10 protein-coding genes are annotated in these 11,931 nt (G+C 59.2%); 2 read left to right on the top strand and 8 right to left on the bottom strand.

Going from position 1 to position 11,931, the window contains the following annotated elements; all coding sequences use genetic code 11:
* Positions 1-64 precede the first annotated feature (64 nt).
* Positions 65-904: an ion transporter gene (locus AAF659_RS07970; RefSeq protein ID WP_349751199.1), complete on the bottom strand. Its 840-nt coding sequence runs from the start codon at positions 902-904 to the stop codon at positions 65-67.
* Positions 905-1,036: 132 nt separating this feature from the next.
* Here AAF659_RS07970 and AAF659_RS07965 point away from each other — a divergent pair, with 132 nt between their 5' ends.
* Together AAF659_RS07965 and AAF659_RS07960 are read left to right on the top strand one after the other, a co-directional pair.
* Entirely contained in the window at positions 1,037-1,642 is a 606-nt protein-coding gene (locus AAF659_RS07965) for a TetR/AcrR family transcriptional regulator (RefSeq protein ID WP_349751198.1), read from the top strand.
* A gap of 46 nt (positions 1,643-1,688) precedes the next feature.
* The gene (locus tag AAF659_RS07960; RefSeq protein ID WP_349751197.1) at positions 1,689-2,915 is read left to right on the top strand and encodes an NADH:flavin oxidoreductase/NADH oxidase family protein; all 1,227 of its coding nucleotides are present in this window, start codon (positions 1,689-1,691) and stop codon (positions 2,913-2,915) included.
* A 1-nt stretch (position 2,916) separates the two neighbouring features.
* Here AAF659_RS07960 and AAF659_RS07955 read toward each other — a convergent pair whose 3' ends face one another.
* From AAF659_RS07955 to cyoE, 7 genes are all read right to left on the bottom strand, one after another.
* The gene (locus AAF659_RS07955) at positions 2,917-4,443 is read right to left on the bottom strand and encodes a methyl-accepting chemotaxis protein (RefSeq protein ID WP_349751196.1); all 1,527 of its coding nucleotides are present in this window, start codon (positions 4,441-4,443) and stop codon (positions 2,917-2,919) included.
* 118 nt (positions 4,444-4,561) lie between these two features.
* Entirely contained in the window at positions 4,562-5,470 is a 909-nt protein-coding gene (locus AAF659_RS07950; protein ID WP_349751195.1) for an alpha/beta fold hydrolase, read from the bottom strand.
* Positions 5,460-8,531: an efflux RND transporter permease subunit gene (locus tag AAF659_RS07945; RefSeq protein WP_349751194.1), complete on the bottom strand. Its 3,072-nt coding sequence runs from the start codon at positions 8,529-8,531 to the stop codon at positions 5,460-5,462. Before AAF659_RS07945 ends, AAF659_RS07950 begins: the two co-directional genes overlap by 11 nt.
* 2 nt (positions 8,532-8,533) lie before the next feature.
* Positions 8,534-9,616 carry an efflux RND transporter periplasmic adaptor subunit gene (locus tag AAF659_RS07940; RefSeq protein ID WP_349751193.1) on the bottom strand — a complete coding sequence of 361 codons (1,083 nt, stop codon included), beginning with the start codon at positions 9,614-9,616 and terminating at the stop codon, positions 8,534-8,536.
* A complete protein-coding gene (locus tag AAF659_RS07935; RefSeq protein ID WP_349751192.1) occupies positions 9,613-10,272 on the bottom strand; it encodes a TetR/AcrR family transcriptional regulator in 660 nt (219 codons plus the stop codon). The genes AAF659_RS07940 and AAF659_RS07935 overlap by 4 nt, the downstream gene beginning before the upstream one ends.
* Positions 10,273-10,357: 85 nt before the next feature.
* On the bottom strand, positions 10,358-11,023 hold the full coding sequence (locus tag AAF659_RS07930) for an SCO family protein (protein ID WP_349751191.1): 666 nt from the start codon (positions 11,021-11,023) through the stop codon (positions 10,358-10,360).
* On the bottom strand, positions 11,023-11,925 hold the full coding sequence (gene cyoE / locus AAF659_RS07925) for a heme o synthase (RefSeq protein WP_349751190.1): 903 nt from the start codon (positions 11,923-11,925) through the stop codon (positions 11,023-11,025). The genes AAF659_RS07930 and cyoE overlap by 1 nt, the downstream gene beginning before the upstream one ends.
* Positions 11,926-11,931: the final 6 nt, after the last annotated feature.

The following is an 11,931-nucleotide window of genomic DNA, read 5'->3' as shown; positions in this document are numbered from 1 at the left end:
GGGGCTGATCCCTCCTCGCACCCTTACTCAATGTCACATTAGAGTAGGAGAGTATGGCACGGAATCACTCACAATGCGTGCCATCCCGCCGCTCGAGGCCGTTCTCGATGCGGTCCAGCTGCTGCTGGAGCTGACCCATGCGTTCATGGATGCGATGCACCTCCACCGCCTCGCCCTCACCGCTTTCCTCGTCGACCCTTTGGCTTTCCTTTTCCATAACCTGGAGCACAATGCCGATCATCATGTTCAGAAAAATGAACGCGGTCAGGAACAGAAAGGTCAGGTAATAGATCCAGCTCAACGGGTAGACCTCCTGAGTCTCGTACATCACATCCGTCCAGTCCTCAAAGGTGGCAATGCGGAAGAGGGTCAGCATGGACCGGGAAATGTTCCCCCAGAGAAACTCATTGATGTGACCAAAGAGGAAGCTGCCAAAGGCGCCGTAGATATAGAAGATGATGAACATCAGCAGCACTACGTAGCCCATGCGCGGGATGGCCTTGAACAACGACGCCATCAGAATTCGCAGCTCCGGAATCAGCGACACCAGACGCAGAACCCGGAAAATCCGTAGAAGACGCGCCAGAAGCACCATCTCTGAATCGTCGATCGGGACAAGACTCGCAACCACGATCACGAAATCAAACACATTCCAGCGTTCCCGGAAAAAGTCCCGTAACCGCGACTCCGCAGCCATGCGGATCAGGATCTCGATCAGAAAGAACACCGTGACCGCCCAGTCTAGAACACCTATGAACTGGTCAAACCGGCTGACCCCTTCATAGGTGCGGGCGCCGATGAGCAAGGCAGATACGACGATGATGGTGATCACCGCCCCTTCAAAAAGCCGGTTGCGGTGCAGCGCATCGAGTCGGCGCTTCAGCTCGCTGGCACTCTGGCCCATTGACTGACCCCCTGTATACGGAAAACGCCATTATCACTGATCCGTCCCCTTCCAGACGAGCATTTGACCCTCCCAGGGAGAACAGATAGTGTTCAATTCATTAAATAGACGACCGGTCTAATTGGCACAGACATGACAAAAGCCCAGCGCAACCCCAATCTCCGCCAGGAGCTGCTGCAAGCCGGCGTGCATCTGCTGTCCGAACAGGGCTATCACGGCACCGGCATCAAGGAGATCCTGGAGCGGGTTCAGGTCCCCAAAGGCTCTTTCTATCATTACTTCAGCAGCAAAGAAGGCTTCACTGCCGAGATCATCGAAGATTACACCGAGGATTTGCTGACACTGATGGACGAGCATCTGCGCCACCCCAGGGAGTCGGCGCGCGAGACCATACGCCAGATGTATGGGCTGATGGTTACCGAATTTGAACGCCGAGGCTGCATCCGCGGCTGCCTGCTGGGTAACCTGGCCGCCGAGATCGGCGCCGCCAGCCAGCAATGCCAGCGAGCACTGCAGAAAGGCTACCGTGACTGGCGCGAGCGTTTTGTGCCCCTGATCGAACAGGGTCAGCACAACGGCGAGTTTCGCGACGACATCCCCGCCACCGCTTTGAGCGACATTTTCTGGAATCACTGGGAGGGCGGCATCCTGCGTATGAAGCTGGAGGGCCAGGCCGAACTGTTACGCGCGGATCTGGACTGGCTTCTGGACCGTCTTATGGCGCCCGCCACCTCGTGAACCAAACCTGATTATCGAACCATTCCCTTTTGAAGGAGTAGCCGCTATGACAACCCCCACATTGAACGACGAAAAAGCCCTCCAGCGAGGCCGACCCATCAAGAACCGTTTGGTCAAGTCCGCGATGAGCGAACAACTGGGTAATGCGCGCCATGACCCTGACCAACGTCTTGCCCGCCTCTACCGATCCTGGGCGGATGGCGGTATCGGTCTCGCTATGACCGGCAATGTCATGATCGACCGTAATGCCCTGGGCGAACCCAAGAACGTGGTTCTGGACGATGCGTCTGACCTCGATGCGTTCCGCAAGTGGGCCGAGCAGGGTCAGGCCAATGCCACCCAAGTATGGATGCAGCTCAACCACCCCGGCAAGCAGATCCCGAAGTTCCTGAACAGTAAGCCGGTAGCACCGTCGGCAGTGCCATTGGGTGGCGGACTCGAGAAGATGTTCGCCACACCACGCGCTCTGGAAGCGGAAGAAATCAATACCATCATTGGCCAATTTGCCCATGCCGCCCACCTCGCTAAGGAAACCGGCTTCTCCGGTGTCCAGATTCACGGTGCTCACGGCTACCTGGTCAGCCAGTTCCTGTCACCACGCCACAACCAGCGCGAAGACGAATGGGGCGGGTCACCGGAAAACCGTCGCCGTTTTGTTCTGGCGGTCTACGAAGCCATCCGTGAAACCGTGGGACCGGACTTTCCGGTCGCCATCAAACTCAACTCCGCGGATTTCATGAAGGATGGTTTCAGCGAAGAAGAATCCATGGATGTGGTGCGGGCCCTTTCACAAGCCGGTATCGACCTCATCGAGATTTCCGGTGGCACCTACGAGGCACCAGCCATGACCGGATTCAGAGCGAAGAAGGAAAACGCCCGTGAAGCCTACTTCCTGGACTACGCGGATGCGGTACGCCGCCACACGGACGTGCCACTGATGGTCACCGGCGGCTTCCGCTCCGCCTCGGCCATGCAGCAGGCGTTGGACTCCGGCGCCACCGATTTCATCGGCCTGGCGCGTCCCCTGGCTGTGGATCCCGCACTGCCACGAACCCTGCTCAGCGATCCCCAGGCGAGGCTGGCGATTAAGCGCCCTTCCACGGGTTTCAAAGGGCTCGACAAAGCGTTAATGCTCGACATCACCTATTACGAGTCCCACTTGGCGCGGCATGCAGACGGCAAAAAGTCCAAACCGGGGCTGAGCCCATGGATCACTGTGGCCAACACTTTCAGTGCCATGGGCGTGAACGCCTTCAAGCCGCGCCGGGGCTGATTCAGACGCGGAAGGTACCCACCAGCTGGCGGAGTTCTCCGACCAGCTGGGATACCTCTTCGCTGGCGGCCTCGGTGGACTGGGTATCCTTGGCTGCCGCTTCCGCCACATCCACGATGCGCTGGAGGCTCTGGTTGATCTCCTCAACCGTTGTCGTCTGTTCCTCGGCAGCGCTTGCGATCTGAACATTCATGTCGTTAATCGTCGATACAGCCTCGCGTACCTGCCCCAGAGAGGTTTCGGCTTCAGAAGCCTTTTCAACGGTCGTCTCACCCCGCTCCTTGCTCTGCTGCATCACCGAAACCGCCCGCTGGGCACCTTCCTGCAGTTTCTGGATCTTCTGGTTGATCTCACCTGTACTGGCCTGGGTACGGCTGGCAAGGTTACGCACTTCGTCCGCTACCACAGCAAACCCACGCCCCTGCTCACCAGCGCGCGCTGCCTCAATCGCTGCGTTCAATGCCAGCAGATTCGTCTGCTCCGCGATCCCGCTGATATCCTCCACCATGGAAGTGATGTCGTTGACTGCCTGATCGAGATCATTAATCACCGCAGCGCCGCTTTCAATCTCTTCCGCCAGGGTTCGGATGGCCACTGTTGCCTCTTGGACCACATCCCGGGCATGCACGCCCTCATCATCCGCTTTCTGGGTCGCGTTGGCGGCATTATTGGCGCTTTCCGCCACTCCATGAGCCGTACTACCCATCTCATTCATAGCAGCAGCCACCTGATCCGTTTCCGCCCGCTGATTGTTAACACCACTCGCAGTGCGGGCTGAGAGCTGCTGAAGGGACTCTGTGGACTCATTAATGCGGTCAGCGTTTCCGACCACCTGACCGATAAGCTCCTGGATTTTGCCCACAAACCCATTGAACGCTTCAGCCACAGCGCCCACTTCATCCTGGCGAGAAACGTCCAAGCGTTGAGTCAGATCCCCCTCACCACGGGCGATATCCTGCAGCGCCTGCTGGACGTTGCGAATCGGCCGGTTTACAAGCTGCTGGGTAAGCAGAGCCAGAACCGCCACCATGATCACAATCATGACCAACGTCTGGACCAAAGTCCGGATCAGCGAGGCATGCTGCATAGCATTCACGGTGGAAGGATCCGCCACGATCGTCAGTTGACCGACCTTCTTGCCATCATGGCTCAGGTCCTTCTGACGCAGATGCTCAGCGGCTGATGGCACGGTGTCACTTTCGATCACAGTGTTACTGTCATCGATACGCCGGCCTGCAACCAGTTCGCCCTTATTGTCATGAATGTAGATGCCACCGATGCTGACCCCGCCCATTTCAGACTCAACCAGGGTCTTGAGCTTGTCGAACTCATAGTTCCAAAGCATGCCTGGTACACTCAGCGTCAGGCGCTCCATGGCAGCACCCACCTCGCGCTCCAGCTGACGTTCAAGGGACTGCTGGTCCTGACTGTAGTTAAACCAGCCAAACGCCACCATCAAAACGAACAGCACCAATGCATTAATAAGCACAAAACGGAAAAGAATTGAGCGTGACAAGGCAACTTTCATGACCAGACTCTCGCTTTTAGGTGGTTGTGATGTGCGAACCGTTTGTGGCGAAAAGCTTAGTTAATACATCGCCATCACACCATGAGAAGTTAGTAAATCTTGGTTTCCTTCAGAGCGCTCACTCAGTCAGATCCGTTTCCCGAACCAGGGAACAGACTTGATCCACCATCCGATCGATCAATTCATCCGGCATGTCGTGACCCATACCCCGGATCCAATGCAAGCGCGCGCCGGGAACTAACCGGTGCAGCCGCCGCGCGGCCTGGGGGCGGATCAACGGATCTGCGGTGCCATGCAGAATCAGAGTCGGCGTGCGGATGCGCCGGCTGAAACCCGATAGATCACCGGTGGCGAGAATGCCCCGCATCTGGCGCAGTATGCCTTGGGGCCGGTAGCTGCGGCGATAATCCGCGCGGATGTGCTGCTCCGTTGCCACCAGATCACGCGGGTAGGACGGACTCTGGATGCGCTTCCAGAGTCCCAGCCCTCGGGCAACAGCGGCCTCTTCATCATGCCCCCGAATGCCGCCCCCCTGAAGCCACCAGAGCACGTCCGCCCTGGGCATGGGCATCCGTGGGCTGTTATTGGATGTCATGACCAGCGCCAGGCTGCGCACTCGCCGGGGATGGGTTGCGGCCAACAGCTGGGCGGTCATGCCCCCCATGGAAACCCCTTTCACATGGGCGCTGTCGATACCGAGTGCGTCCATCAAACCAGCAGCATCTCGAGCGTGATCATGCAGGGTATAGGGGGCCTCCGTTGTCAGACCCAGCCTGAAGCGGGCCATGGCCGCAAGAGGGTGGCCATTCACAGGGGCGTCAATCAGCGAGGAAAGGCCAATGTCCCGATTGTCATAACGGATCACGCGGTACCCCTGGCGGGCGTAGCGCTCCAGCATGGGTTCCGGCCACAGGGTCATCTGCGCCCCGAGGCCCATGATCAACAGCAGGGGCGGTCCCTCCGGATCACCCCGCTCTTCCACGCAGAGGGTCAAACCATTGCTTTCAATATAACGGCTAGGTGTCATCGTCGGCTCCTCCGCCGGGCAGCCAACGCTCGCCCAGCAACAACAGAATCGGGGTAATCAGCAGCGTCAGTACGGTAGCAAAAGCCAGTCCCCCGGCAATGGCGCTGGAAAGCTGGGTCCACCACTGAGTGGATGGGGCATTGATGCCCAGCGAGGGCGTCAACAGATCCACATTCACCCCCAGCACCATCGGCATCAGACCGAGTATGGTCGTTACGGCCGTCAGCAGCACCGGCCGGAGACGCAGACAACCGGTCTCAAGCGCAGCCTGGTAGGGGGATTTGCCTTCATTGCGCATCACGTTGAAGGTATCGATCAGAACGATGTTGTTGTTCACCACGATCCCGGCCAACGCAATGATCCCCATGCCAACCATGACCACACCGAAGGGCTGGGCATTGAGCAGTAGCCCGAGCAGAACACCAGCCGTGGACAACACGATGGCGGAAAGCACCAGCAACGCCTGATAGAGGCTGTTGAACTGAGTGACCATGATGGTGAACATGAGAAAAACAGCCACCATGAATGCGGTACTCAGAAAACTTGCGGCCTCCTGCTGGTCTTCGTTCTCACCGGCCACCGCCATGCGAATCCCCTCTGGAAGCGCCGGCATAGCCGCCTGAAGCGTTTCCAGGCGCTCCGTAACCTGCTCGCCAGGAGCTACATCGGCCTTGATGGTGATGGCTCGCTGTCCGTCCACACGCTTGATAACGCCTGTTTTGGGGGCAGGTTCAAGATCCACGAAATTGGTGATTGGTACCTGGCCCGCCTCGGAATTAAGGGTCAGGCGCTCAAACTGGTCCAGGTTACGCCAGAGTTCCGGTAGCCGCACCAGTATATCCACTTCATCGCTTACCCCTTCCGGCCGGTAAGTGGAAAGTACCAGGCCGTTAGTAACCAGCCGCACCACGTTACCCACGCTTACCACATCCGCCCCGAAGCGGGCGGCTTTTTCCCGGTCAACGTCAATCTGCCACTCGATACCTGGCAGGCTGCGATCGTCCTCAACGTCCACAAAACCACCGATCCGATCCATAGTGGCCCTTATCCGGTTCGCCGCCGTCTCCAATGTCGCCATTCCAACACCCCGTACCTGCAGCTCCACAGGCTTACCCTGGCCAGGACCCTGCTGCTGTTTTCGGAATTCCAGAATGACCCCTGGAATGTCCGCGGTACGCTGCTGCAGATCCGCGAGGATACGGCTAGCCGGGCGGCGCTGTTCCCAGTCCACAAATTGGAACTGGATAGTGCCAATGACATCCGGTGCCATCTGGTCCCCGGAAGTGGCGCGGGAGCGGGCGTAAAGGGCCTCGACCTCCTTCAGTCCATACAGCCGCTGCTCCACTTCCCGGACGATGGCATCGCGCTCATGGACGGAAAGATCCCCCCGGGCCCGGATGTGCACCTGGGCGGAGTCCGGCTCCACCTCAGGAAAGAACTCGACGCCATGGTTGAAAACGCTATAGGCACCGTAAATACCCACCATCGCAACCAACAGGACCAGCAGTGTTCTGCCCGGGTGGATCAGACACCGGTGCAGAAGCCGCCGATAAGCCCACCCGAAGCGGCTCAGCTGATTATCACCGCCGCTCGCCCCGCCCCCAGTGATGCCTCCCAGTATGGGGAGAAAAATCAACGCCATGGCCAGAGACATCAGCAGGCAAAGAATAACCGTGATCGGCAGGAACTTCATGAACTCACCGACCACGCCAGGCCAGAAAAGCAGCGGGGTGAACACCGCCAGAGTGGTGGCGGTGGAAGCAATGACCGGCCAGGCCATGCGGATCGCTGCCTCGGCCCAAGCCTGGCGGGAAGGCATGCCGTCCAGCTGGTTACGGTCCGCCAATTCTGAGACCACGATGGCACCATCCACCAGCATACCCGCCACCAGAATCAGGCTGAACAGCACCACGATGTTGAGTGTATAGCCAAGGAGCCAGATCAACAGAATGCCGGACAGAAAAGCGCCTGGGATGGTCAGCCCCACCAGCAGCGCCGAGCGCGGCCCCATGGCGCCTACCACAATGATCAGGACCAGCACGATCGCGGTCAGCACATTGTTGAGAAGGTCGCTGAGAATGTCGTTCACCTCATCTGACTGGTCCATGATGGTGGTGACCCGCACGGCATCGGGCAGCCGCTGCTGTGCCTCATCCATCAGGCCCTGGACTTTGTGAACGGTTTCAATGATGTTGGCGCCGGTGCGCTTGGAAATTTCCAGAACCACCGCCGGCTCGCCGTTGATGCGGGCGAAGCCCTGAGGGTCCTTGAAGGTACGCTGAAGTGTGGCGACATCACCGAAAGTCACCACGGAGTCATCCTCGACCTTCACAGGCATGGTCATGACATCCTCAAGCGTTTCGACCACGCCGGGCACCTTCAGCGCCATGCGCCCGGCGCCGGTATCCAGACTGCCGGCCGCCACCAGCTGGTTGTTACGCGCGACCCGGTTGCCGAGGGTTGCGTAATCGATCCCATAGCTGTCCAGGACCTGGGGATTCACCACCACCTCGACCATGTCTTCACGGTCACCAGCAATATCGACTTCCAGTACTTGCGGAATCCCCTCAATCTCATTCTGGAGATCCCGTGCCATCCGGATCAGTTCCGACTCTGATAACGGCCCGGAAAGACCTACACTCAGCACCGGGAAGAGCCCCACGTTAACCTCGTTAACACGCGGCTCCTCGGCCTCCGAAGGAAGATCGGCGCGGGCGATGTCCACTTTTTCACGGACCTCCTGGAGTGCCTGGTCCGCATCAAAACCGGCATCGAATTCCAGCATGACTGAAGCATGCCCCTCACTGGCGGTCGCACTCATCTGCTCCACGCCTTCCAGGGAGCGCAATTCCTGCTCCATGGGACGCACCAGCAATCGCTCGCCGTCCTCAGGGCTGACCCCTTCAAGCGCCATGGAGACGTAGATCATGGGAATGGGAATATCTGGATTGGCCTCTCTGGGAATGGTCTGAAAGGCCAGGATGCCCGCAATCATGAGAAAGATCAGGGTCAGTATGGTAGTGCGAGCCCGGTCCAGGGCCGCATTAATGAGGCGGCGCATGGTCAGCCCCCATCCCCACTGGCCATAACCGGCGTCACGCTGTCGCCTTCACTGACAAAGCCAGCACCCCGGGTAATCAACCTGGTACGCAGCGGCAGTCCAGCGACCCAGGCGCCGTCATCATCCGTACTCAGAAGCCGGATCGGCGTGAACAGCACCTCATCCCCGGCGGAGACATGACGGACTCCGAGTTCACCGGCGTCGTTGAGCCTCAGGTACGCCGGTGAAAGCCGGGTCGCCAGCGCCGGCTCCTGGGCAATTCGCAGTGTTGCGCTGGAACCTGCGACCCGCCAGTTATCGGGGTTCGGAACCTCGGCCTCAACCCGGAAACTACGCGTTCCCCGGTGGGCGGAGCTGGCAATGAAACGGAGTTTGCCGGTGAGTTCCCGACCGTCGAGAAGTTCGACCCGCACGGTCTGTCCCTCGGTGAGTTTTCCAGCCTTTTGCTGCGGCACGCGGCCACTCACCTTGAGGCGATCAGTCTGGACCAGCTCCACAATGGATTCGCCGGGCCGGAGTTCATCCCCGATGACCACCTGACGTCGGTTGATGGTGCCGGCAAAGGGCGCAGCGGGCGTGACGCTTTGCAGTGCAACCCGAGCTTTCTCCAGTTCCGCACTGGCGGCCGCCCGATCCGCGCTGCGAGCGAGGTATTCGGACTGGGAGGCCAAGTCCTGGCCCCGGAGCTGTGATGCAGCTTCCACATCCGCCTGCGCCCGCTCAAGCCGGGCCTGTGCCTGTTCAACCTGCTCCTGGCGGTCCTCTTCACTGAGCCGTGCCACGGGGTCACCTTTTTCGAGGCGCGCCCCCAGTGGCTCCAGTGTCTCAACCTGTGCTGTGATACGGCTGCGGATCATGACCGATCGCCAGGGCTCGACCTGCCCCTGCACCACCACTTGCGGCTGGAACGGGCGCGCCCTGAGTTCACTGACTTCGACACGGGCTGGTCGCGGTCCGGTAGCTTCGTAGGGATCGTCCATGCTCTGGGCACTGCGACGGACCTCACCACTGACCAGCCATAGGCCCAGAACAATCGCCAGTCCCACGGCCAGCGCTACGGGTCCTCGGGGTAGTCGGTTGGTCATTGTGTTTTCTCCCTGCCCTGGGTCGGATCCGTCCCGGCAAGACCCGCGACGATGAAGTCGACCACGTATTCGAAATACGCCTCAAGACTGGGCGTTTCATGGCGGTCCGGACCCACACCACCGGCGGCGATGCGCTCCATTACACCCTGAAAGATGGCATCAACGCCCCAGAAAAGGCCTTCAATGGGTTTATCCGGAGCCTCACCCTCGGCGATAGCCGCCCGGACCATTTCATGGAAAAGCGCCAGGTATTCCCTGTCCAGCGCTTCCATAGCCCGGCGCTCCTTTTCCCCCAGTCGGGCCTGGAGTTCCGGCCGGTCACAGTGCAGGCAGAGCTGGACATCAATGGGGTTAGACCGCATCAGCGCGAAGGCTTCATACAGCACGCAGCGTATGGTCTTCAGGGGCGATTCGGCGGGCTCCATCGCACGGTAATGGGCCAGACACTCGCGCGAAAAACGCAGGGCGAGGCGGGCGTAGATACTTTCCTTGCTGCTGAAGTGCTTGTAGACGGTCCCTTTGGCAACACCCGCGTGCTGGGCGACCTGGGCAATAGTGACGCGCTCCCAGCCGCAGTCGCAATCGCAGAACAGTTGCCGAGCGGTATCCAGCAGCAGGGTCTCCCGTTGCTGAAAGAGTTTATCCTGATAGCGCACTGTTGCTGGATCTCCCCGGATGACCAGCGGTCATTATATGACCATAGGTCACTGCCGGCAAACAGACAGTGTGAAGGTGGCCGGCTCAGTTCTTGCCAGGCTGCCAGCTCTGGATGGCCTCGTAGGTTTCAGCCACAGTCTGAGCGTCAAATGGCTTCTGGATCAGTCCAGCAAGGCGGCCATCCGGTGAGATAATGGCAAGGTGGGCGCTGTGTTCGACAACCGGATCGCCGTTGTCATCCGTGCTGTGAGTGAAGGTCGCGTTCAGATCCGAGGCGAGACTTCGCACGGTTTCAAGTTTTCCCGTGATGCCTCGGAAATCATCTCCGAAGAACGTCACATACCGGCTCAGGACTTGTGGTGTATCCCGTTCCGGATCGGCGGTAATCATCAGGAACTGCGGTTCTGTGGCACGGTCCGAAATACGCTTATCCGCCTTTGAAAGGGTCGCCATGGTGGCAGGGCAGATATCCGGGCAATTCGTGAAGCCCAGAAAGGCCAGGGTCCACTGACCACGCAGCATGGATTGATCCACCGAGTCACCCTGTTCGTCGACCAGGGAGAAGTCATTGATCGCGCGCGGTTTTTCATAGAGGTATACATTCTCCGAAGCCACCTCCGGGGGTTTACTGCCCCCTTCAGAGGCGTACTGGGAGCCCAGCCAGACGTTGTAGATGGTCAATGCCATCACACCGGCTGCAGCCAAAAAGAGGATAACAACAGTGATGGCGATATTGCGATTCTGGGACATCAGATCTCCGGGAAACGGACAAAGTGGTCAACCAGCAGGACCACAAACAAAAGCATCAGGTAAGTAATGGAATACTTGAATGTATCCAGCGCGACACGCCGATCATCGCCCCACCAGAGCCGGAACGCATACTGCAGAAAGCGCAGCCCCAGCAGGGTGGCCCCCACCAGGTAGATCAAGCCGGACATGCCAGTGGCAACGGGCAGTAGACTCACGGCGAAAAGCATGAAGGTGTACAACAGAATATGAAGCTCGGTGAAACGGTTGCCATGGGTAACCGGGAGCATGGGAATATCCACCTGGGCGTATTCTTCCTTGCGGTGGATTGCCAGAGCCCAGAAATGGGGCGGCGTCCACGCAAAGATGACCAGCACCAGCAGCAATGCATTGGGGTCCACCGAACCGGTGACTGCCGTCCAGCCCAGCAACGGCGGCATGGCACCGGCAAGACCGCCGATCACAATATTCTGTGGTGTCGCCCGCTTGAGGAAGACCGTGTAGATCACGGCATAGCCGACCAGAGACGCCAGTGTCAGCCACGCTGTCAGCATATTCACCTGCCAGACCAGCACGAGCATACCGGCGAGGCCGATCGTAGCGCTGAAACCAAGGGCATCGGCGTTGCTCAGGCGCCCGGTAGCAACCGGCCGGCGTCGCGTGCGCGCCATGCGCGCGTCGATCTCGTGGTCCACTACGTGGTTGATCACAGCGGCAGCCCCGGAAAGCAGGGCAATACCCAGGTTGCCCCAGAATACGGTAGCCAGTGACGGCAGACCCGGCTCGGCCACCAACATACCGATGATGACAGTTACCAGCATCACCGCAACCACCTTCGGCTTGGTCAGTTCAAGGTAGTCGCGCCAGGTGATGGTCTGTTTGGCGTAGGCGGTATTGTCACTCATAAAGGA

The organism is Salicola sp. Rm-C-2C1-2 (assembly GCF_040196175.1).
GTDB lineage: Bacteria > Pseudomonadota > Gammaproteobacteria > Pseudomonadales > Oleiphilaceae > Halospina.
Note: the sequence above shows the minus strand (reverse complement) of the source record. Positions and strands in the feature narration are given on the sequence as shown.

Coding starts and splice junctions, on each gene's coding strand:
- AAF659_RS07965 (WP_349751198.1), top strand. CDS start 1,037: ATGACAAAAGCCCAGCGCAACCCCAATCTCCGCCAGGAGCTGCTGCAA.
- AAF659_RS07945 (WP_349751194.1), bottom strand. CDS start 8,531: ATGCGCCGCCTCATTAATGCGGCCCTGGACCGGGCTCGCACTACCATA.
- cyoE (WP_349751190.1), bottom strand. CDS start 11,925: ATGAGTGACAATACCGCCTACGCCAAACAGACCATCACCTGGCGCGAC.
- AAF659_RS07950 (WP_349751195.1), bottom strand. CDS start 5,470: ATGACACCTAGCCGTTATATTGAAAGCAATGGTTTGACCCTCTGCGTG.
- AAF659_RS07970 (WP_349751199.1), bottom strand. CDS start 904: ATGGGCCAGAGTGCCAGCGAGCTGAAGCGCCGACTCGATGCGCTGCAC.
- AAF659_RS07960 (WP_349751197.1), top strand. CDS start 1,689: ATGACAACCCCCACATTGAACGACGAAAAAGCCCTCCAGCGAGGCCGA.
- AAF659_RS07930 (WP_349751191.1), bottom strand. CDS start 11,023: ATGTCCCAGAATCGCAATATCGCCATCACTGTTGTTATCCTCTTTTTG.
- AAF659_RS07940 (WP_349751193.1), bottom strand. CDS start 9,616: ATGACCAACCGACTACCCCGAGGACCCGTAGCGCTGGCCGTGGGACTG.
- AAF659_RS07955 (WP_349751196.1), bottom strand. CDS start 4,443: ATGAAAGTTGCCTTGTCACGCTCAATTCTTTTCCGTTTTGTGCTTATT.